Source organism: Erwinia sp. 009765445 (assembly GCF_058137865.1).
This window is the reverse complement of sequence record NZ_JBYUWC010000021.1, coordinates 60,169-82,685: the sequence shown is the minus strand read 5'-3', so window position 1 is coordinate 82,685 and position 22,517 is coordinate 60,169. Positions and strand designations below refer to the sequence as shown.

The 22,517-nt window shown below is 55.5% G+C and carries 17 protein-coding genes and 1 pseudogene; 9 read left to right on the top strand and 9 right to left on the bottom strand.

Features of this window, described 5'->3' with window-relative positions:
- Positions 1-42 precede the first annotated feature (42 nt).
- The 7 genes and pseudogenes from AC3Y5R_RS20415 to sodA all read right to left on the bottom strand — a co-directional run bounded on the left by AC3Y5R_RS20415 (position 43) and on the right by sodA (position 8,109).
- On the bottom strand, positions 43-702 hold the full coding sequence (locus tag AC3Y5R_RS20415; RefSeq protein ID WP_489922852.1) for a DUF2931 family protein: 660 nt from the start codon (positions 700-702) through the stop codon (positions 43-45).
- A gap of 1,200 nt (positions 703-1,902) precedes the next feature.
- A complete protein-coding gene (locus tag AC3Y5R_RS20410) occupies positions 1,903-2,475 on the bottom strand; it encodes a DUF8093 domain-containing protein (RefSeq protein WP_489922851.1) in 573 nt (190 codons plus the stop codon).
- A 310-nt stretch (positions 2,476-2,785) separates the two neighbouring features.
- Positions 2,786-3,853 carry a sugar ABC transporter substrate-binding protein gene (locus tag AC3Y5R_RS20405; RefSeq protein WP_489922850.1) on the bottom strand — a complete coding sequence of 356 codons (1,068 nt, stop codon included), beginning with the start codon at positions 3,851-3,853 and terminating at the stop codon, positions 2,786-2,788.
- 34 nt (positions 3,854-3,887) lie between these two features.
- Positions 3,888-4,883, bottom strand: a complete 996-nt coding sequence (locus AC3Y5R_RS20400) for an ABC transporter permease (RefSeq protein ID WP_489922849.1) — start codon at positions 4,881-4,883, stop codon at positions 3,888-3,890.
- The gene (locus AC3Y5R_RS20395) at positions 4,880-6,385 is read right to left on the bottom strand and encodes a sugar ABC transporter ATP-binding protein (RefSeq protein WP_489922848.1); all 1,506 of its coding nucleotides are present in this window, start codon (positions 6,383-6,385) and stop codon (positions 4,880-4,882) included. Before AC3Y5R_RS20395 ends, AC3Y5R_RS20400 begins: the two co-directional genes overlap by 4 nt.
- Before the next feature lie 567 nt (positions 6,386-6,952).
- Positions 6,953-7,240: pseudogene (locus AC3Y5R_RS20390) on the bottom strand (methyl-accepting chemotaxis protein); the annotation flags it as partial.
- A gap of 251 nt (positions 7,241-7,491) precedes the next feature.
- Positions 7,492-8,109: a superoxide dismutase [Mn] gene (sodA, locus tag AC3Y5R_RS20385; RefSeq protein ID WP_489922847.1), complete on the bottom strand. Its 618-nt coding sequence runs from the start codon at positions 8,107-8,109 to the stop codon at positions 7,492-7,494.
- Between the two features lie 357 nt (positions 8,110-8,466).
- Here sodA and AC3Y5R_RS20380 point away from each other — a divergent pair, with 357 nt between their 5' ends.
- Positions 8,467-8,910: a hypothetical protein gene (locus AC3Y5R_RS20380; RefSeq protein WP_489922846.1), complete on the top strand. Its 444-nt coding sequence runs from the start codon at positions 8,467-8,469 to the stop codon at positions 8,908-8,910.
- Between the two features lie 56 nt (positions 8,911-8,966).
- On the opposite strand, the gene AC3Y5R_RS20375 is transcribed toward AC3Y5R_RS20380, so the two are convergent.
- Positions 8,967-10,307, bottom strand: coding sequence for an aspartate aminotransferase family protein (locus tag AC3Y5R_RS20375; protein WP_489922845.1), 1,341 nt, complete (start codon positions 10,305-10,307; stop codon positions 8,967-8,969).
- Positions 10,308-10,485: 178 nt separating this feature from the next.
- On the opposite strand from AC3Y5R_RS20375, the gene AC3Y5R_RS20370 reads away from it, so the two are divergent.
- Positions 10,486-11,262: a DeoR/GlpR family DNA-binding transcription regulator gene (locus AC3Y5R_RS20370; protein WP_489922844.1), complete on the top strand. Its 777-nt coding sequence runs from the start codon at positions 10,486-10,488 to the stop codon at positions 11,260-11,262.
- On the opposite strand, the gene fdhD is transcribed toward AC3Y5R_RS20370, so the two are convergent.
- Positions 11,259-12,074, bottom strand: coding sequence for a formate dehydrogenase accessory sulfurtransferase FdhD (gene fdhD, locus AC3Y5R_RS20365; RefSeq protein ID WP_489922868.1), 816 nt, complete (start codon positions 12,072-12,074; stop codon positions 11,259-11,261). The genes AC3Y5R_RS20370 and fdhD overlap by 4 nt on opposite strands.
- 155 nt (positions 12,075-12,229) lie before the next feature.
- Between fdhD and fdnG (AC3Y5R_RS20360) the strand changes: the two genes are divergently transcribed.
- The 7 genes from fdnG (AC3Y5R_RS20360) (at position 12,230) to fdhE (ending at position 22,507) form a co-directional block, all read left to right on the top strand.
- The gene (gene fdnG, locus AC3Y5R_RS20360) at positions 12,230-15,277 is read left to right on the top strand and encodes a formate dehydrogenase-N subunit alpha (RefSeq protein WP_489922843.1); all 3,048 of its coding nucleotides are present in this window, start codon (positions 12,230-12,232) and stop codon (positions 15,275-15,277) included.
- A gap of 12 nt (positions 15,278-15,289) precedes the next feature.
- Complete coding sequence (fdxH, locus tag AC3Y5R_RS20355) at positions 15,290-16,189, top strand: formate dehydrogenase subunit beta (RefSeq protein WP_489922842.1); 900 nt, start codon at positions 15,290-15,292, stop codon at positions 16,187-16,189.
- Positions 16,186-16,815, top strand: coding sequence for a formate dehydrogenase cytochrome b556 subunit (fdoI, locus tag AC3Y5R_RS20350; RefSeq protein ID WP_489922841.1), 630 nt, complete (start codon positions 16,186-16,188; stop codon positions 16,813-16,815). The genes fdxH (AC3Y5R_RS20355) and fdoI (AC3Y5R_RS20350) overlap by 4 nt, the downstream gene beginning before the upstream one ends.
- 176 nt (positions 16,816-16,991) lie before the next feature.
- Positions 16,992-20,042, top strand: a complete 3,051-nt coding sequence (gene fdnG / locus AC3Y5R_RS20345; protein ID WP_489922840.1) for a formate dehydrogenase-N subunit alpha — start codon at positions 16,992-16,994, stop codon at positions 20,040-20,042.
- A 10-nt stretch (positions 20,043-20,052) separates the two neighbouring features.
- Positions 20,053-20,940: a formate dehydrogenase subunit beta gene (gene fdxH, locus AC3Y5R_RS20340; RefSeq protein ID WP_489922839.1), complete on the top strand. Its 888-nt coding sequence runs from the start codon at positions 20,053-20,055 to the stop codon at positions 20,938-20,940.
- Entirely contained in the window at positions 20,937-21,581 is a 645-nt protein-coding gene (gene fdoI, locus AC3Y5R_RS20335; protein WP_489922838.1) for a formate dehydrogenase cytochrome b556 subunit, read from the top strand. Before fdxH (AC3Y5R_RS20340) ends, fdoI (AC3Y5R_RS20335) begins: the two co-directional genes overlap by 4 nt.
- Complete coding sequence (gene fdhE, locus AC3Y5R_RS20330; RefSeq protein ID WP_158782405.1) at positions 21,581-22,507, top strand: formate dehydrogenase accessory protein FdhE; 927 nt, start codon at positions 21,581-21,583, stop codon at positions 22,505-22,507. Before fdoI (AC3Y5R_RS20335) ends, fdhE begins: the two co-directional genes overlap by 1 nt.
- Positions 22,508-22,517: the final 10 nt, after the last annotated feature.

Sequence of the window (22,517 nt, the reverse complement as noted above, 5' to 3'; positions counted from 1 at the left end):
GTTTGCCTTTTTAAAATACAAAGTGCCCACACATGCCTGCCCCTACCAATTGCCGTAGGGGTACGTTTTGTCCTTGATAAAATCACGGGTACTTTTCAAATAGCGGTAACCTTTTGAAAAGCGGGTTACTCCCCTGCAGACGTCCAGCTTATCCCCGGAGACGGTTTTCAGGTTAACCACCGGAACCGGGTAATTATCCCCGCCCCCGCTGTTTTGTAACCACACCCGCACTTTACCCTCCGGTGCCAGCCCGAACAGCAGGGTGTCATACCACGCGGGCTTGCCCGGACGGTATTTGTTGGCGGCGGGTGACTTCATTTTCTGCCACACGGACTCCGGGAAAAACAGGCTGGTCTCATACACTTTTTTATCGATGATAGAGTCCCAGCAGAACACCATATACTGCGGCGGGTAATCCGCCCGATTGAAGTTAATGTAACCACTTCGGCTATTTTCATTCCAACGGCCAACAATTTTGGGATCGCTATGCGTGCCGTCCAGCATGTTAAAGCTGAGCAAATAGCCCCGGGTGTCGGTGATGGCGGCGTAAGTCACCAGCGCGGGCAGGGCTTTGGGGGTGAGAAAAGCAAACCCCCATTTGCCATGCGGCAACGGATAGTCGCCCCGGTAAAACGGCGAGGTTTTTGTCTGTCCCTGACAGCCGGTCAGCAGCAGCATCAGCGCGGCAGTATTTTTTTTCATCACTGTTTTTTTCCTTCCATGTTATAAACCATACGGCACCAGCGTTCGTCGGGGCGATGGGGAAAGCCCAGCGTTTGCGACGGTGACACGCCGCCCCGGATATTCCCCGCGACATCCGTCACCCGCGCATTCCAGTGCGCGGAGCAGTGAAGGTAGTCCGCAATCAGGTCATATTCCGCCGCGCTGAAGCTGCCCACTTTCTGCCCCTGCCGGGTGGCCCTGCCCATCGCCAGCGCTTTAGCGCAAAGGGGGAACAATTCTGTCGGCAGGGTTAAATTTTTGTCGTCGTCCTGAATCTCTTCAAATACCACCCCGGCCTCCTGAGCGGCCTCTATCATCACCCGCAGCGCGACCTTCGACCAGTCGTTTTTTACCCGCCGGTTGCGCAGCGACAGCGCCGCAAAGCTGCGCTTCTGAACGTTGCCGTAGCGGTCCGGCGGCAGCCGCTCATCGGCCCACACCTCCGCCGTGACCTCCCGGTTATGCAGCCGCGCGGCGATGGCCGGATAGCGGTCCAGCGCGTTCAGTTCACCGAGCGCCTGCTTAAACACCCGGGTCTGTTCTCCCGGCCTGCTCAGCGGCACCGTCTCCGCCCGCGGACGGGTCAGCCACAGGTCTTCCCTGGCCAGCGGCAGATAACCGCCGCCGATATCGGAGTGCGCACCGGGCAGCGCCAGCTCCGGCCAGGCGGGCCGCACGCTGTTCAGCGCAAAGTTGAAGCGGCACTCGTGCTGCGCCGTCAGTTGAAACACCTTTTCCGCCACGCCGGGGCGCAGCCCGAGGTTCACGCTGCCGGTGTCGGCGCTGTGCGGATTCAGGCCGTTAACCGCGGTACCAATGGCCGCCACGCTGTCAAACAGGCCGATAAAGCGGGTTTTCCCGGCGGGGGCGCCCTGATATGCCACCCCGTCCAGCCCCTGGCAAACAGCGCTGATAATGGCCGGGTCCTGCGAACAGACACGGTTAGCGAAATGACGCGCGGCGGCAGCGCCCCGGCTGAAGCCGAAAAGGTCGAACTTCAGGGTTTTAATCGTAAAGGGAGCATGAGCCACCGCTTCCCGGATGTTGGAGATGGCCTGCTGTAAGGATGTTGGCAGCTTTACCACCGCATCATCCGTTTTGGCCACCACGCCGGTATCGGCAATACCCAGCACCAGCCCCACCGTGCTGTCCGCCTCGCCCGCGCGGGTACCGATGCCCTCAATATACATGGCCTGCTGAGCCTGCTCGCTGTCGGCGGGAAATTGCTGGCTGTACAGCGTGCTCAGCCAGTACACATTGGTGTAATAACCGGTATGGCTGGTTGCCCCGATGCCGCTGATGCCCATCTTCTCCCGTGCCGCCTGGTTCAGGATGGACTGCGCGTCGGTATTGCTCAGGTTGAAGTGCTCGCCGCTGCACGCGCTCCGCGCCATCGAATGAAAAGGCCGACGGGTCGCGACACATCAGCTCACCCTGCTCATCAATATAAAACAGCCGGGCGGGGCCATAAGTCTCCGCCAGCATCACCACCTCACCCGACATCACCATGGCTTTCAGGCGGGCCTTCTCCCGTGGCCCGTGCCGTCGGGACTGATGGGAACTGGAATAGTAAGGACGCTCCACCATATTCACCACGCGAAAACCGCGGTCGCGACTGTCGTCAAATTCATAGCTATCCTGAATACGCAGCCAGGCAAAAAAGGGAGAAATAATGCGTTCGTACGCTTCAGGGGCGAGGTCGTCTTTCGGCAGATAATAAAGGTCATTTCCCGGCAGGCTGAGGCTCATCATCCATTCCTTTGGAGAGAAAACACCGCGAAATCGTATTTTTTATGAGCGATACGGGGTTGATTTCAGACAAAGAAAGGCGATAAAAAAGGCAGAAACTGTTGAAAACGTGCGCAATAAGAGATTTTTGGCAGGGATAATTTATTGCAGTCACAGTCCGGCTGAAAGAATAAGATGAATGAATGACGCTTATGACGTTAGCGGAGAATGTCCTGCGACACTCTCCGCTCCTGCATTAAACAATATCGGGTTATTCTGCAACAGAAGCCGTTCTCTGTGCGCCTGTTAGGGGCACTTTAGTTTTAGGAGCCACTCACTTCTTCGCGTATTTCGCTTCCAGCGTGGCGAACCACGGTGCCACGAAGTCAGTGGATTCTCCCCAGCCAGGGATGATTTTATTCAGGTTGGCAACGTTGACCGGCGCGGACTGTCCTGCCAGCTGGGCCTGAGAGATCGCCGCGGCTTTAAATTGGTAAGTTGCCGGAGTTGGTTCCCCGCCGATTTTGTTCGCCACCAGACGCATATTGGTTGCGCCAATCAGTTTGCTGTCCACCGCCACAGTCTGTTTCCACGGGCTGTTCTTCTCCTGCATCAGTTGCAGGTCCTGGTTGGACACGTCAATGCTGTACAGTTTGATTTCAGTACGGCCATTCTCCTGCAGGGCTTTATAAGCTCCCTGAGCGAAGGCATCCCAGGCTCCCCAGATCGCGTCAATCTGACCTTTCGGGTATTTCGCGAGGATGGCGCCAATCTTATTGGCTGTATCACCCTGCACATCAGAAGAGACCGCACCTATCGACTCCAGCTGATGAATGCCAGGATTCGCCTTCAAAACTTTTTCATAAACTACCTGGCGACGTTCCATCGCCGGGAAGCCAGCCACCCAGAGCTTGACGATATTCGCCTTGCCGTTGGTGTCCTTAAGCAGCTGATCAAGGGAGTGCTGTGCCAGAGAAGCATCGTCCTGAGCAGTAACGGTTACGCCTTCAACAGGCTGGTTTACCGGCGTGTCGAATACAGAGACTTTGATACCCGCATCAGCAATACGCTTCACCAGCGCTGTGGAATACGGGTCTTTACCGTGTGACAAGATAATGCCGTCATATTTCTGACTGATAGCCTGATTAACAAAATCCTGGAAACGCGCGTCGTCGCCATTGCTCAGAAAAGTGCTGACTTTGAAGCCCAATTTGCGGCCCTGCTGGATAGCACCGGCAACGAACTGAGTCGTGTTGTCATCGGAACCCAGGTTACGGATAACGGCGATGCGCACCGGGCCATTATGGTTAGCGATGGCCGCCGGAACTGCAGCGGTATCGGCAAAAGCAGGCACGGCGGTCAGCAGGCTGATAGCCAGCAGCGATGTGGTCAGTTTTTTCATTATTATTAATATCCTGTCAGACGGTGTTAAGCGCTCAGCGGCGCTGGATGTAAGTAATAGCCAGCGCAACAGCCAGCACCAGGCCTTTGATAATATCCATCGCATAGTAGGGAACGGAAAGCATCACCAGCCCGTTCTGCAGCACGCCAAGAATAATGGCGCCTACCAGCGTTCCCAGCGCATTGGGCTTGCCCGAACCCGCCAGAGAGAAACCGATCCACGCGGCGGCCACCGCATCCATCAGATAGCCTCCGCCCGCGTTGACCTGAGAAGATCCAATGCGCGATGCCAGCAGGATGCCGCCCAGCCCCGCGAGCAGTGAAGCCAGCACATAGGCCAGCACACGGTAGCGATGGGTACGGATGCCGGAAAGGCGCGCCGCTTCCGGGTTGCCGCCAATGGCATACATCCGGCGACCATGCCTGGTCAGCGACAGACCCAACTGAGCGACTGTCGTGACCACCAGCATAATGATCACAATGGTCGGCACCTGCCCCAGCAGCGAAAAATTGGCCGGAATAGTGCCTTCCGCCATATCACCGCTCGGCATCACCATATTTTCAGTGATTGAGCCGCCAAAGCTGTATGTCATCGCCACACCCTGAACGACAAACAGGCTGGCTAATGTGGCTAACATGTCAGGAATGCGCAGAATAACGATAAGAAAAGCGTTAAAAAGTCCCACCAGCGTGCACAGCAATAAAGTGAGGGCAATCGCCGCTGTCGATCCGTAGCCGTACCAGACGAACAATGAAATCACCAGCGAGTTTGCCAGCGAGGCCGTAGAACCAACCGACAGGTCAAAACCGCCGATGGTCAGGGAAATCGACACGCCGACGGCAATCACCGTAACAATGGCAATCGAACGCAGGATGTTGATGATATTGGCAGGCTCAAGGAAGCTGTCCGAAGCCAGACCAAAAGCGGCGATCAGCGCAACCACCGTCAGCAACATCCCCCATTTATAGAGAAATTCAAACAACTGGTGACGCAGGGGCGTCGCCTTCAGGGAAAGTTCTTTGCTGCTCACGCAGGCGTTCCTCCGGTGGAATAAAGTAAAAGTGTTTCTTCATCAGCGAGCTTTGCATCCATTTCTGCCACGATGCGCCCGTCCCAGAGCACGCATATGCGATCGCACAGACCAACCAGCTCGGCAAATTCGCCCGAGGCGTAAATCACCCCTTTTCCCTGGCGGGCCAGCCCGTCAATCAGTTCAAACAGATCGGTTTTCGCTTTGATATCGACCCCTTTGGTCGGCTCATCAAAAATCAGCACGTCCGCGTCGTTACGCAGCCATTTACCAATTGCCACTTTCTGCTGATTGCCGCCCGACAGGCGCCGTAAAATCTGCTGGGGGCCGGTGGTGCGCACGCCCAGTTTCTGGATCACCTCTTCCGCCCAGCGCCATGCCTGCCGATGACCAAACAGGCTCCAGCGCGAAAAGCTGCTATCGGCGGTGACGCTGAGGTTCATCACCACCGGCTCGTCGATAAAGATGCCCTCTTTGCGGCGTTCTTCCGGGATCAGCGCCATACGGTTTTCCACTGCGGCATGCGGCGAGGTTGGCTTCCACGGTTTACCGTGCAGTTCACCTTTGGTGATGCGGCTGTTGCTGGCACCAAACAGCGCCTTGCACAGCTCGGTTTTTCCGGCCCCGGCCAGACCAGCAATGCCAAGAATTTCGCCTTTGCGCAGCGTCAGCGAGATGTTGTGCAACAGCAAATCATCATGCAGCCCTTCCACTTTCAGCAGGGTTTCATCACTGAACGGCGGACGGCGTGGAGGATAGATGTCATCGAGCTGATGACCCAGCATCTTCTCGACGATCTGCTCGCCGCTCAGTTCGGCCATCGGGCCGCTTTCAATCAGGCGGCCATCGCGCAACACCGTCAGCCGGTCGCAGATGGCACGCAGTTCGTGGATGCGGTGGGAAATAAACACCACGCCAATCCCGCTGCTTTTCAGGCGACGAACCACGGCAAACAGGCGCTCACTTTCATGCTGATCCAGCGGTGCGGTGGGCTCATCAAGGATCAGGAAACGGCAGTGGTGTGACAGTGCCCGGGCCAGCAGAATTTGCTGTTTCTCTGCCAGCGTGCACCGATCAATACGGCGACGAACGTCAAGCGAGACATCCAGCTGGGCCAGTAAGGCTTTCGCCTGCTGGCGAATTTCACCCCAGCGCCAGACCTGTCCACCCTCAGCCATGCGGTCCAGCATGATGTTTTCCGCCACGCTCAGAGTCGGCACCAGCGCCACATCCACCTCCTGCTGCACCAGGTGAATGCCCAGCTGTTTGGCATCGCGGGGCGAACGAATCGATACGGGCTGCCCGTCCAGCAGGATGTCGCCGCTGTAGTGATCGTAAGCGCCAGACAGAACAGCCATCAGCGTTGACTTACCCGCACCGTTGGCCCCGGTCAGAGCATGCACGGAATGGCCTGCAAGACTGAAATCCACGCTGGTCAGCGCTGAGAAACCGCCAAAAGCGATGGAGATTTGACGCAAATCTATACGATTAGAGGCGGTCATGAGAATCTTTCTCTGGTTATTAACTGACTGTGTTGCCGTATTTTTTATTGAATTTTCACGGTGGGCAACGAACGAAAGCACATAAGCTAACATAAAACGATATTAGCCATCCAGACGCCCAGACATTTAAGCATCTAAATCCAGCCAGTTGCCGTTAAGCAGCACAAACAAAGGGCAGAAAGATAATGGGCAGAATTTCACTCGGTGGAGGCCACGCGGGAGCGCAATGTAAATTGGCGCTGTTCAGAACATATTCAACAAAGGAGGAGATCGGGCATTTTAGAAACAAAAAAACCGCCAAAAATGGCGTTTTTTTTGTGCTGGTCCGGTAAGCGGCCTTTCCAGCAGGGCTGTGTTACCAACGTAACGCAAGCGCTACTTCGTGCTTGTTTTCACGGCATTATCACCGGCGGTATTGCCGTGAAGCGGTCTGAACAGGGATCGCACAATGAAACGGTACTTTTGTATTGTGCTCGTTGTTTCTGGAGCAATGTTGCCCGATCAGGGAAGTTGGATTTTATCCAATAACACGGTCAGGATTAGCATTAATGCGCCAGGCAAGTAAGCCAGGTAACCGCCCTCCGGGACGGTTTTCCTTATCAGAAGGTTTCCCAGTTTGCTGGCGTGATGAGCATTGTCAGCGTTCTGCTTCAACGTTGAACTGAGCTATTCCATACTGGCAGCGATTTGCTCAACAGCAGCAGCCTGCTGCCCGGTTCGGGAAGAGAGGTCCGTATTGCCCGCGCTGATTTCTGCCGCCGCATGGGCCACCTGGCTGACGCCGGAACGAATTTCACCAATGATAGTCCGCAGATTATCGCTCATCGTGCCCACTGCGCTCATCAACTGCCCCACATATTTATGTTTTTCCCGTGCCACCACCGCTTATAAGAATGACTTTGCGCTACATGTATGGTGATCCAGTTAACAAAAAACTTATCGGTTAAGACAGTGCATTACTTTAGGCAGTGCGGGGGGCAAGGAACGGAGGATTATCTTTTAGGGCCAGCGATTAACAGAACGCTCGGAAAGGGTTGATAAAGCACAGGCAATAAAAAACCGACGAAGCGAACTCCGTCGGTTTATCGTCACGATTTACCGTGAAATTATTTTGCTGCAGAGAAGCGAGCTGCGGCTTCATCCCAGTTAACCACTTCCCAGAATGCCTTGATGTAGTCAGGACGTTTGTTCTGATATTTCAGGTAGTATGCGTGTTCCCACACGTCCAGACCCACGACTGGCGTACCGGAAACACCGGAAATCGCTTCACCCATCAGCGGGCTGTCCTGGTTAGCAGTAGAGACGACCGCCAGCTTGTCACCTTTTTTGACCAGCCAAGCCCAGCCAGAACCGAAACGGGTCGCTGCCGCTTTTTCGAATTCTGCTTTGAACGCATCAATGCTGCCGAAGTCTTTCTCGATAGCTGCTTTCAGGTCACCGCTCAGGGTGGTGCCGGTTTTCAGGCCTTTCCAGAAGAAGCTGTGGTTAGCGTGGCCGCCCGCGTTGTTACGCAGAACGGTTTTCTTGTCGGCAGGAACCTGATCCAGTTTGGTGATCAGTTCTTCCACCGGCAGGTTGGCAAACTCGGTGCCTTCCAGCGCGGCATTCGCATTGTTGACATAGGTCTGGTGGTGTTTAGTGTGATGGATTTCCATCGTCTGCTTGTCGAAATGCGGTTCCAGTGCGTCGTAAGCGTAAGGCAGGGATGGCAGTGAATAACTCATGTTCATCATCTCCATTTAATGGTGGGCGGCGCCGTTTCTGTTAGCACCGCGTAAGCAGTCGGATCATTATAGTTAAATAAACGATCCGTAAAAGGGTTATCAATGCCCCGACGTTTATAGGGGTATAATTGCCAGCAGGCATCAACCCTGCTTTATAACGCTTTCATCACCGGGGTGACAAAACGATCTAAACCCTCGTCTGGTCAGGCACGTCCTGACCGGTGAACTTCACCAACATTGCGCTTTTTTATTTTTAGTTTCAACCAGCTGCACCTGATCACCCGACTGATTCAGACTCTTTACTTCTCTTCATAATGAGGTTCGCGTACATTTCTCCGATGTGCAGGAGGCCTACAAATGGAAATGAAGATGATAAAAAAGGATTGGTGCAGTTGGACAGGTATCTCAACAGGGGCCATTGCGTTGCTGCTGGCGTTAACCCATTTTATGGCAGGCCCATTTTCACCTCAGCCTTCGCTGGAAAGCCTTGTTGCGGCAAAAGTCGTAGCGATTAAATACGCCACTATTGCTGCATTACAGGGAAAGGAAGTAATTTCCTCCTCCCGCCCTGACGCCTGGGATAGCGATCGCATTGTCTCTGCGGTGATTGCCGTGTTTGCAGCGGGATCGATCATCTTTGGCGCATTAGGTGGGCTGGTACGTAATGAAAATCCCCGCGCAGCAATGGCAGCCGCATTGTTGGGTTTCAGCACCATTGCGTTGCAGTTTGCCATCATGGCGTTATGCGTCATTCTGCTGATTGTCCTGGTTACAGGCGTTATTAGTGCACTGTGCGGATAAACACAGCGAAAAGGGCTGAAATAAAGTTCAGCCCTTGCGGTAATGCTGTTCGGTGATTATTTGCCCAACGATGCCAGAGATTTATCCAGCGCACCGACCAGCCAGTCGATATCGCTCTCCTGGAACGCCAACGGTGGACGCAGCTTCAGCACGTTACCATACGGGCCTGCTACAGAAGTCAGTACGTGATTATCGCGAAGTCTTTCGGTGACATCCAGCGCCAGCTGCTTATCCGGCGTCTTGCTGGACTTATCGGTTACCAGCTCAAAGCCGATAAACAAACCGGCACCGCGTACATCACCCACGCACTCATATTTATCTTTCAGCGTTGAGAGTTCAGCCAGCAGTTTTTCACCCACCACGCGGCTGTGCTCCTGCAATCCCTCTTCTTTAATCACTTTCAGCACCGCCTGCGCTGCAGCCATGGCAACCGGGTTGCCACCGAAGGTGTTGAAGTAAGGAATGTCATCACTGAATGCCGCCAGCACATCGCTTTTCGCCAGTAGCGCGGAAACAGGAATACCGTTGCCCATTGGCTTACCAGTGGTAACAACGTCCGGTACCACGCCGTGGCGGGCAAAGCCCCAGAACGCATCACCGGTGCGGGCAAAGCCTGGCTGTACTTCATCGGCAATAAAAATGCCGCCGTTTTTATGGACCACATCCACGGCTTTTTTCAGGAAGCCTTTTGGTCCAGGCAACACACCATCTGACGAGAAAATAGAGTCAGCAAGGAAACCGGCGAACTTGATGCCAGCCAGGGCCATATCGTCTATTTGCTTCTGGATTTCGTTGGCAAACCAGTCGCCCAGATCCGGTGCGTTAACGCGATAGCGATCCGGCGGAGAGACCAGACGGGTAGTGACCGCCAGTGGCTGGCCGGTCCCTAAAGCCGGTGATACGCCGGAAGTCAGGTCGCTGGTGCCGTGATAGGCTTCCTGACTGACGATAATACCTGTACCACCGCTGTAAGCGCGCGCAACGCGGATAGCCAGATCGTTGGCTTCAGAACCGGTACACATGTACATTGCACGGTCGATTTCTGACGGCATAGTCGCCAGCAGCTCTTCAGAGTAATCAAGGATACGTTCATGCAGATAGCGGGTATGGGTATTCAGCTGCTGCATCTGCTGATAAACCGCATCGATAACCGCCGGATGGCAGTGGCCAATACTCGCCACGTTGTTATACACGTCCAGATATTTATCCCCGGCCGCGTCCCACAGATATTGGCCCTCACCCCGCACCAGATGTACCGGCTTGCGGTAAAACAGGCGGTAGGATTCGCCCAGCACTTTGCTGCGCTTATCGGTCAGTTTACGGACGTCAGCATCAAGACCGGCGGCGTGCTCGGCGCGAAAGCTGTTGGTGTCCATGATGGTCGAACGTGTAGCCATGATAACTCCCGTTGCGATGTGGGTGACTATGAGCATAAGGCCGGGTGGCCTGGTCTGCCTTCATCATGGCAACTTTTTGCAAAAATGCAACCAAATACACAAATACAATAAAATACACATGCACGCCCCGGCATTGTCAGTTAGGCTATGCTCATCCCGTCTGGTTAAGGAACTAAACATGCTTCAGGAAACGCGGCTCCACCGTATTCGTGCCCTGCTGACCACGCTCAATCACGTCAGCACAGAGCGGATCATCAGAGAGTTGGGCATCTCCCGCGAAACGGCCAGAAGGGACATTATTGAACTGGAAGCGCAGGGGCTTGCCCGCCGCGTACACGGCGGGCTGATGGCACTGGATGCCGAACCGGAGCCGCCTTTAACCGTGCGCAGTGAGGTGCGTGCACGGGAAAAGCGCGCCATTGCCCGAGCCTCCGCTCAGCTGTTAAAACCGGGGCAAACGCTATTTCTGGATGCCGGCAGTACCACCACCATGCTGGCTGAAGAGCTGCGCACCATGTCCGGCCTGACGATTATCACCAACAGCCTGAATGCCGCCCTGAAACTCTCGGGGGCGGAAGAGCATGAGCCGCTGAATAACACCATTATTTTATTAGGCGGCAGCATGCTGGCTGGCGCGCAGGAAACGCGCGGCGAACTGACCGTTGGCGAGATTTACCGCTACCGTGCTGATGTGGCGATGATGTCCCCGGTAGGGATCGACAGTAAGAATGGAGCCAGCAGTTTTCATCCCCACGAAGCAACGATTGCCCGGGCCATGGTCCGCCAGTCCGCTCAGCTGATCCTGCTGGCCGATCACAGCAAGCTGGGCCTGACCAGCCGGATGAATTATGCCGCCATTGGAGAAGTCACAACATTAGTAACCGACAGCGGTGCCACGTCGCTCCCGGCTTTTTCCGCCCTGGAGAAAATCCTGCCTGCGGTGGTGGTGGCTTAGAGCAGTCTTTCCGGATGGCTGTAAACAGTCGCCCGGCCGGGTTTGCTGAAGCCGACCAGCGTCAGATTACTGCGTTCGGCCACTTCCACGGCCAGCTTGGTTGCGGCAGAAACGGCAAACAGGATCTCGACACCACACATCGCGGACTTCTGCACCATCTCATAGCTGGCCCGGCTGGAGACCAGTACTGCGCCCTGCTGCCAGCCGCTTTGCTGGCTGCGCTGCCCCAGCAACTTGTCCAACGCCACATGGCGGCCCACGTCCTCACAGCCGCCAGCCAGGTTGCCGTCAGGCATCATCCAGGCCGCAGCGTGCGTGCAACCAGTCAGTTGCCCTACTGGCTGGTAGCTATTCAGCTGCGATAACGCCTCATCCAGCCGGTTCAGATCAAAAGTCTGGGTAAACGGCAACGGCTGAAGGGGTTTGCCGATCTCCTCCAGTTGCTCCACGCCACAGACGCCACAACCGGTGCGTCCGGCCATGGCTCGGCGCTGCTCTTTCAGCCCCATAAAGCGCCGGCTGGAAAGCTCCACCTGCACTTCGATGCCGCCGCAGGAGGGCCGAATCTCAAGGCCGTAGATATCGGCAGGGGAAGCGATAATGCCTTCCGACAGTGAGAAACCGAGGGCAAAGGCTTCCAGATCTTTTGGCGTAGCCATCATCACTACGTGGGAGATACCGTTATAGACCAGCGCCACCGGCACTTCATCGGCCAGCCAGTCCTCTTTTGCCTCGCTCAGTGAATCGCGCTGCCAGACCTGCGTCCGGCTCAGCCCTGCGATCTCACTCACATTCTTATAACATTCACCCATTTTGTTCACCCATTAGCCACCTGCCTGCAACGTCCACACCAATCCTGTGGTAATATTTCGAACACCCGGGTTCCGAATTTCTTCTGCGATTCTGAACCTGCGAAGGTAACACCGCAAAAAAAATAATTGAGCAATGTCGAAACAGGAATGACGCCATGAATGTCAGCAGAAGAAGCTTCTTCAAGATCTGTGCTGGTGGGATGGCAGGGACGACGGCAGCGCTGCTAGGCTTTACGCCAGGCATAGCGCTGGCGGAAACACGCCAGTATAAATTATTGCGTGCCCGCGAAACCCGAAATACCTGCACCTACTGTTCCGTTGGCTGTGGGCTGTTGATGTTCAGCCTCGGCGACGGTGCCAAAAATGCCAAAGAGTCGATTTTCCACATCGAAGGGGATCCGGACCATCCGGTCAGCCGCGGCGCACTTTGTCCTAAAGGGGCCGGTCTGCTGGACTTTGTCCACAGCGAAAGCCGGTTGAAATATCCTGAATACCGCGCGCCCGGTTCCGATAAGTGGCAGCGAATCAGCTGGGAAGATGCCTTTGGGCGCATCGCGAAGCTGATGAAGGCCGATCGCGACGCTAATTTTATCGCCAAAAATGATGCGGGAACCACCGTCAACCGCTGGCTGAGTACCGGGATGCTTTGCGCCTCGGCTTCCAGTAATGAAACCGGCTATCTGACGCAAAAATTCACCCGGTCGCTCGGCATGCTGGCCGTCGACAACCAGGCGCGCGTCTGACACGGACCAACGGTAGCAAGTCTTGCTCCAACATTTGGTCGCGGTGCGATGACCAACCACTGGGTTGATATCCGCAATGCAAACCTGATCATTGTCATGGGTGGCAACGCCGCTGAAGCGCATCCGGTCGGATTCCGCTGGGCGATGGAAGCCAAAATCCATAACAAGGCAAAATTAATCGTTATCGATCCGCGCTTTACGCGCACTGCATCGGTGGCGGACTTTTACACGCCGATCCGTTCCGGTACTGACATCGCCTTTTTGTCAGGCGTACTGCTGTACCTGATGAGCAACAACAAAATCCAGCGCGAATACGTTGAGTCTTACACCAACGCCAGCCTGATCGTGCGCGAGGATTACCACTTCGACGAAGGCCTGTTCAGCGGCTATGACGAAGCGAACGGCAAATACGATAAAACCAGCTGGAACTACGAGCTGGATGAAAGCGGTTTTGCCAGACGTGACCTGACGCTGAGCCATCCACGCTGCGTGTGGAACCTGCTGAAAGAGCACGTCAGCCGCTATACGCCAGAGGTGGTGGAAAACATCTGCGGCACGCCGAAGGCTGATTTCCTGCACGTCTGCGAACTGCTGGCCGAAACCAGCGCGCCGGACCGCACCGCCTCATTCCTGTATGCACTGGGCTGGACTCAGCACTCCATCGGCGCACAGAACATTCGCACCATGGCGATGGTTCAGCTGCTGCTGGGCAATATGGGCATGGCCGGTGGCGGGATCAACGCCCTGCGTGGTCACTCCAATATCCAGGGGCTGACCGACCTCGGGCTGCTGTCGCAGAGCCTGCCAGGCTATATGACCCTGCCTTCGGAGAAACAGGCGGACCTGCAAACCTATCTCACCGCGAACACGCCGAAAGCCAGCCTGCCCGGCCAGGTGAACTACTGGAGCAATTATCCGAAGTTCTTTGTAAGCATGATGAAGGCCTTCTACGGCGATAAGGCGCAGAAAGAGAACAGCTGGGGCTTTGACTGGCTGCCGAAATGGGACAAAAACTACGACGTGCTGCAGTACTTCGAAATGATGTCGCAGGACAAAGTAAATGGCTATATCTGCCAGGGCTTTAACCCGGTTGCCTCGTTCCCGAACAAAAACAAGGTGGTTAAGTCTCTGTCGAAGCTGAAATTCCTGGTAATTATCGATCCGCTCACCACGGAAACATCTAACTTCTGGCAGAACCACGGCGAATTCAACGATGTGGACTCGTCGCAAATCCAGACCGAGGTATTCCGCCTGCCTTCTACCTGCTTTGCCGAGGAGAATGGCTCGATTGTTAACTCCGCACGCTGGCTGCAGTGGCACTGGAAAGGTGCGGATGGGCCTGGTGAAGCACGTAACGACGGCGAAATCCTCGCGGGGATTTTCATGCGCCTGCGCGAGATGTATGCCAGAGACGGCGGTGCGTTGCCGGAACAGGTACTGAACATGTCCTGGAATTACCTGACGCCGGACAATCCAGCTTCGGAAGAAGTGGCAATGGAAAGCAACGGCAAAGCACTGGCCGACCTCGTTGACGAAAAAGGCACGGTGCTGGCGAAGAAAGGCCAGCAGCTCGGCTCGTTTGCCCTGCTGCGCGATGACGGTTCCACCTCCAGCGGCTGCTGGATTTTCGCCGGAAGCTGGACGGCGGACGGTAACCAGATGGCCCGTCGCGACAACACCGATCCTTCCGGGCTGGGCAACACGCTGAACTGGTCATGGGCATGGCCGCTGAACCGGCGCATCCTCTACAACCGCGCTTCTGCCGATCCGCAGGGCAAGCCATGGGATCCGAAAAGAGCGCTGCTGCACTGGGATGGCGCGAAGTGGAGCGGGCAGGATATCCCGGACTACAGCACCGCGCCTCCGGGCAGTGATGCCGGGCCGTTTATTATGCAGCCGGAAGGGATGGGGCGCCTGTTCGCTCTCGACAAGATGGCAGAAGGGCCCTTCCCGGAACACTACGAGCCGTTTGAGACACCAATCGGTACCAACCCGCTGCATCCGAAGGTGATATCCAACCCGGCGGCGCGCGTGTTCAAAGACGATCTGGCGACCATGGGCAAGGCGGATAAATTCCCGTATGTCGGCACAACTTATCGTCTCACCGAGCATTTCCATTTCTGGACCAAGCACGCCAGGCTGAACGCCATCGCGCAGCCGGAGCAGTTTGTGGAGATCGGTGAAGGGCTGGCAAACCGCCTTGGCATCATCGCGGGCGATACGGTGAAAGTCACTTCTAACCGTGGCTATATCAAGGCAAAAGCGGTCGTCACCAAGCGTATCCGCACGCTGACGGTGGACGGCAAGCCGGTGGATACCATTGGCATTCCGATCCACTGGGGTTTTGAAGGGGTGGCGAAAAAAGGCTTCCTCGCCAATACCCTGACGCCGTTCGTCGGCGATGCCAATACGCAAACGCCGGAGTTTAAGGCGTTCCTGGTTAACGTGGAAAAAGTGTAACGGAGACTGTTTATGGCTTATCAATCGCAAGACATCATCCGCCGTTCCGCGACCAATGGCTTCACGCCCGCCCCACAGGCGAGGAACCATCAGGAAGAAGTGGCAAAGCTGATCGACGTGACCACCTGCATCGGCTGCAAAGCCTGTCAGGTGGCCTGCTCGGAGTGGAACGATATCCGGGATGAAGTGGGACATAACGTCGGAGTTTACGACAACCCCGCCGATCTGACCGCCAAATCCTGGACGGTGATGCGCTTTTCCGAGGTGGAAGAGAACAACCGGCTGGAGTGGCTGATCCGCAAGGACGGCTGCATGCACTGTGCCGATCCCGGCTGTCTGAAGGCCTGCCCTTCAGAGGGAGCGATCATTCAGTATGCCAACGGCATTGTCGACTTTCAGTCGGAGCAGTGCATCGGCTGCGGCTACTGCATTGCGGGCTGTCCTTTTGACGTTCCCCGGCTGAATAAAGAGGACAACCGCGTCTATAAATGCACGCTGTGCGTCGATCGTGTCACCGTCGGTCAGGAACCTGCCTGCGTGAAAACCTGCCCGACCGGTGCTATCCACTTTGGCAGCAAAGAGGATATGAAGCAGGTCGCGGCTGAGCGCGTCAGCGAGCTGAACACACGGGGTTACGCCAATGCGGGGGTGTACGATCCGGAAGGCGTGGGCGGCACGCACGTGATGTACGTGTTGCATCATGCCGACCGGCCGCAGCTTTATCACGGCCTGCCGGATAACCCAAGCATCAGCCCGACGGTCACTTTCTGGAAAGGGATCTGGAAGCCTCTGGCCGCCATCGGCTTTGCCGCCACCTTCGCGGCCAGCGTGTTTCATTACGTGGGTATCGGGCCTAACCGGGTTGATGAAGATGAGGAAGAAGAGCAGCACGAGAAGGAGGAGCGGAAATGAAAAAACGCGACCGCATTCAGCGCTACAGCGCGCCGGAACGCATCAACCACTGGATCGTGGCGTTTTGCTTTGTCTTTGCCGCCCTCAGCGGGCTGGGGTTTTTCTTCCCCTCATTTAACTGGCTGATGCATGTGCTTGGTACGCCACAGCTGGCCCGCATTCTTCACCCTTTTATCGGGGTGATTATGTTTGCCGCTTTTTTACTGATGTTTTTCCGCTACTGGCATCACAACCTGATTAACCGGGAAGATCTGGTCTGGGCAAAGAACATTCATAAAATCGCGCAAAACGAGGAAGTCGGTGATACGGGACGCTATAATTTCGGACAAAAGTGTGTGTTCTGGGCAGCTATCATCAGCCTGCTACTGCTGCTGGCCAGCGGGATTGTTATCTGGCGGCCTTACTTTGCCGGTGCCTTCCCCATTCCGCTGATCCGCCTGGCACTGGTGGTCCATTCCGTTTCAGCGGCAGGGCTGATTATTGTGATTATGGTCCACATCTATGCTGCCCTGTGGGTGAAAGGAACCATTACCGCAATGGTTGAAGGCTGGGTTACCTCTGCCTGGGCAAAAAAGCATCACCCTCGCTGGTATCGTGAAATAAAAAATAATAAAAAAGCAAATTAAATATAACCCGGTGGACTCCCACCGGGTTACTTAAGACAAATAAAATACTCCAATCTGGTTATTTAATTAAATAATAATAAACAACTTTATTACTTATTGATTAACGTCAATTTAAAGCCTTATTAGCCTGTTATTTTTCTATGTTCAAGGAGCGTCACAGGACAAGAAAAAATAAAATGAAAATTAACAGACGTAGTTTTTTTAAGCTTTGTGCAGGTGGCATGGCCGGAACCTCTCTGACGTTGCTGGGATTTTCGCCAACGTCAGCAACAGCAGCCATCCGCGAAAATAAGTTACTTAAGAGCAAGGAAACCCGAAATAACTGTACTTATTGTTCAGTTGGCTGCGGCATGTTGATTTACAGCCTGGGAGATGGGGCTAAAAATGCGATCTCTTCCATTTATCATATTGAAGGCGACCCGGATCATCCGGTCAGCCGGGGTTCGCTCTGCCCGAAAGGGGCTGGCGCGCTGGATTATATTCACAGCGCACAGCGGCTGAAATATCCTGAGTACCGGGCACCGGGCTCGGATAAATGGCAACGCATCAGCTGGGAAGACGCTTTTACCCGTATCGCCCGCCTGATGAAAAATGACCGCGACGCAAACTTTCAAACAAAAAATGCCGCTGGCACTACGGTCAACCGCTGGCTGACCACGGGAATGCTTTGCTCTTCTGCTGCCAGCAATGAGACCGGACTGCTGGATTATAAATTTTCCCGCTCGCTGGGCATGCTGGCGGTGGAAAACCAGGCAAGGCTTTGTCATGGCTCGACCGTGGCGGCCCTGGCACCCAGTTTTGGCCGGGGTGCCATGACCAATAACTGGAACGATATTAAAAACGCCAATGTGATCCTGATCATGGGGGGAAACCCTGCCGAAGCCCATCCGGTAGGATTTAAATGGGTAATTGAAGCGAAAACCCATAATGCCGCCAAAGTCATTGTCGTCGATCCCCGCTTTAACCGTTCAGCCGCCGTAGCCGACATCTACGCGCCAATCCGCGCCGGAAGTGACGTCGCATTTTTAATGGGAGTAGTGAACTACCTGCTGACGCACAATAAAGTGCAGCTTGACTATGTAAAGGCTTATACCAACGCCACCTTGATTGTCAGTGAAGGGTACGAATTCCATGAGGGCTTGTTCAGCGGTTACGATCAAGTCAGCCGCCAGTATGATAAAAAAGGCTGGCATTATGAAATGGATGAAAGCGGCAGCGCTAAACACGATAACACCCTGAGCCATCCACGCTGCGTATGGAACCTGTTAAAGGATCATGCCAGCCGCTACACTCCGGAACTGGTCAGCCGCATTTGCGGAACCCCGCAGGAAGACTACCTGCTGGTCTGCCAGCAGCTGGCTTCCACCTGCCTCCCCGATCGCACCACCAGCATACTCTATGCGCTGGGCTGGACTCATCACTCTACTGGCTCACAAATTATCCGCGCCGCCGCCATGGTGCAGCTGCTGTTGGGGAATATTGGCATGATGGGCGGAGGCATTAATGCCCTGCGCGGCCACTCCAACGTGCAGGGTTTTACCGATCTTGGCCTGCTGTCGCAGAGCCTGCCAGGGTATATGACGTTACCTTCGGAAAAACAAACCACGCTGGAACAGTACCTGCAACAGACCACCCCTGCGATGCTGTTGCCGGGCCAGGTTAACTACTGGCAGAACACCTCAAAGTTTTTCGTCAGCCAGATGAAAAGCTTCTACGGCGATAACGCGCAGAAGGAGAACAGCTGGGGCTTCGACTGGTTGCCAAAGTGGGACAAAAGCTACGATTGCCTGACCCAGGCAGAAATGATGGTTGAGGGGAAACTTAACGGCTACATCATTCAGGGCTTTAATGCTCTCGCCGCTTTTCCTGATAAGAACAAAGCGTTTCGCGCCTTTTCAAACCTGAAATATATGGTGGTTATCGATCCCCTCTGCACCGAAACCTCCAGCTTCTGGCAGCACCACGATGAGTTCAACAACGTTGATCCGACCCAGGTCCAGACAGAAGTGTTCCGTCTGCCCTCTTCCTGCTTCGCCGAGGAAGACGGCTCCATCGCCAACTCTTCACGCTGTTTGCAGTGGCACCACGCCGCCGCCAGCCCGCCGGGTGAAGCGCTGCATGACGGCAAAATTCTCGGCAACCTTTTCCTGCGCCTGCGCGAACTCTATCGTCAGGAAGGCGGCGTGGCCCCCGAGCCTTTAATGGCGATGAGCTGGAACTATACCGATCCGTGGTCACCTTCCCCTGAGGAAGTGGCAATGGAGAATAACGGTAAGGCGCTGGCCGATCTGGTTGACGATAAAGGCACGGTGCTGGTGAAGAAAGGCCAGCAGCTCAACTCATTTGCCGACCTGCGCGACGATGGCACCACCGCCAGCGCCTGCTGGATTTACAGCGGCAGCTGGACAGCCGCAGGAAACCAGATGGCCCGGCGCGATAATGCCGATCCTTCCGGACTCGGCGCGATTAACGGCTGGGCATGGGCATGGCCGCTGAACCGGCGCATCCTTTACAACCGCGCCTCAGCCGATCCGCAGGGCAAAGCCTGGGATCCGCAACGCAGGCTGATTGAATGGAACGGCCAGCGCTGGGAAGGGAACGACGTGCCGGATTATCCCGTGACCACACCGCCAGAAAAAAATGTCGGTCCTTTCATTATGCTGCCTGACGGCATGGGGCATCTGTTCGCTCTCGACAAGCTGACCGACGGCCCTTTCCCGGAACATTACGAACCGCTGGAAAGCCCGACCGGCACCAATCCGCTGCATCCTGAGGTGATCTACAGCCCGGTTGCGCGGCTGTTCAGAAGGGATGCGGCAACCCTGGGCAAGGCAGATAATTTCCCTTACGTAGCAACAACTTACTCCATTACCGAACTCTTCCGGCACTGGACCAAACACGCCCTGCTGAATGCCATTGCGCAACCGGAGCAGTTTGTGGAAATTGGCGCGGAGCTGGCTGAAGAAAAAGGGATTAAAGCTGGCGATCGGGTCAAAGTCAGCTCGCAGCGCGGTTATATCCAGGCGAAAGCAGTAGTGACCAAACGCCTGCGGCGGCTATCCGTTGACGGCAAACCCGTCGATACCATTGGCATACCCTGCCACTGGGGCTTTGAAGGCACTGCGCGTAAAGGCTACCTGGCCAATACCCTGACGCCGTCAGTCGGCGATGCAAACTCTCAGACTCCGGAATATAAAGCCTTCCTGGTTAACGTCGAGCGACTTTAAGGACACTGTTATGTCACTACAAACACAGAATATTCTCCGCCGCTCAGCGACCAGTGATTTTACGCCTGCTCCCCGGGCCAGAGATCACCAACAGGAAGTGGCGAAGCTGATCGACGTGACCACCTGCATCGGCTGCAAAGCCTGCCAGGTGGCCTGCTCGGAGTGGAACGACATTCGGGATGAAGTGGGTCACAACGTTGGGATTTACGACAATCCCACCGATCTGACCGCCAAATCCTGGACGGTGATGCGCTTCTCTGAGGTGGAAGAGAGCAACCGGCTGGAGTGGTTGATCCGTAAGGACGGCTGCATGCACTGTGCCAATCCCGGCTGTCTGAAGGCCTGCCCTTCAGAAGGGGCGATCATTCAGTACGCTAACGGCATTGTCGACTTCCAGTCGGAACATTGCATCGGCTGCGGCTACTGCATTGCGGGCTGTCCTTTTAACGTTCCTCGCATCAATAAAGCGGACAACCGCGCCTATAAATGCACATTGTGCGTCGACCGTGTCACCGTCGGTCAGGAACCTGCCTGCGTGAAAACCTGCCCGACCGGTGCTATCCACTTTGGCAGCAAAGAGGATATGAAGCAGGTCGCGGCTGAGCGCGTCAGCGAGCTGAACACCCGGGGTTACGCCAAAGCCGGGTTGTATGACCCGCAAGGGGTGGGCGGCACGCACGTGATGTACGTGTTGCACCATGCCGACCGGCCGCAGCTTTATCACGGCCTGCCGGATAATCCGTGCATCAGCCCGACGGTCACTTTCTGGAAAGGCATCTGGAAACCGCTGGCCGCCATTGGATTTGCCGCCACCTTCGCCGCCAGCGTGTTTCATTACGTGGGTATCGGGCCAAACCGGGTTGAGGAAGAGCAGCATGAGAAGGAGGATGAGAAATGAAAAAGCACGATCGCATTCAGCGTTACAGCGCACCGGAACGTATCAACCACTGGGTTGTGGCGTTTTGCTTTGTCTTTGCCGCCCTCAGCGGGCTGGGGTTTTTCTTCCCCTCGTTTAACTGGCTGATGAATATTCTCGGCTCGCCGCAGCTGGCCCGCATTCTTCACCCCTTTATCGGAGTGGTGATGTTCGTTGCGTTTTTACTGATGTTTTTCCGCTACTGGCATCACAATCTGGTCGACCGTGAAGACCTGTACTGGGCAAAAAACATTCATAAAATTGCCCTTAACCAGGAAGTCGGGGATACGGGACGCTATAATTTCGGGCAGAAGAGCGTATTCTGGGCTGCTATCATCAGTTTAGTACTGCTGCTGGCCAGCGGTATTGTTATCTGGCGGCCTTACTTTGCCGGTGCCTTCGCCATTCCGGTGATTCGCCTGGCGCTGCTGGTTCACTCCGTTGCCGCCGCAGGGCTGATTTTGGTCATTATGGTCCACATTTACGCGGCGCTGTGGGTGAAAGGCACCCTCACCGCGATGGTTGAAGGCTGGGTGACCCCGGCCTGGGCGAAACATCACCATCCGCGCTGGTACCGCGCCGTTCGCGAACGGCAACTGAAACAACAGGAAAAACGTCCCTGATGAGTATTCGCATAATCCCGCAGGAAAGGCTTGCGAAAGGCGACAAAAAAACGGCGGAGATGATCCCGCCGTTACTTTTCCCCAGGCTGAAAAATTTGTACTCACGCCGCGCTGCCCGACTGCGCCAGCTGGCAGAGAAAAATCCGCTGGGTGATTATCTGCGCTTTGCCGCTGTTATCGCTACTGCCCAGGAGATCGTGCTGTATGACCATCCTTTACAGATGGATCTGCACGCCCGACTGGTGGAGACGGCAGCCAGCGGCAAACCGCCACTGGATATCCATACCCTGCCCCGCGACGGACACTGGCAGCGTCTGCTGCATTCACTCATCGCTGAGCTGAAGCCGGAAATGACTGGCCAGGCGCTGGCAGTGCTGGAAAATCTGGAAAAGGCTTCCGCACCGGAGCTGGAGGCGATGGCCTCCGCACTGTTTGCCAACGACTTCGCTCAGGTCAGCAGCGATAAATCGCCATTTATCTGGGCTGCCCTGTCACTCTACTGGGCGCAGATGGCCGCGCTGATCCCGGGCAAAGCCCGTGCCGAATACGGTGAACAGCGCCAGTTCTGCCCGGTCTGCGCCAGCGTGCCGGTTTCCAGCGTGATCCATATGGGTACGCAAAATGGCGGCCTGCGCTATCTGCACTGCAACCTGTGCGAAAGCGAGTGGTATGTGGTACGCGCCAAATGCAGCAACTGCGAGCAAACCCGCGATTTACACTACTGGTCGCTGGACAGCGAAGTGGCAGCGATCAAAGCAGAGAGCTGTGGCGACTGCGGCACCTACCTGAAAATGCTCTATCAGGAGAAAGACCCGGCAGTGGAGCCGGTAGCCGACGATCTGGCCTCGCTGGTGCTGGATGCCCGCATGGAACAGGAAGGATTTTCACGCAGCAGCTTGAATCCTTTCCTTTTTCCAGGAGAATGACTGAAAGGCA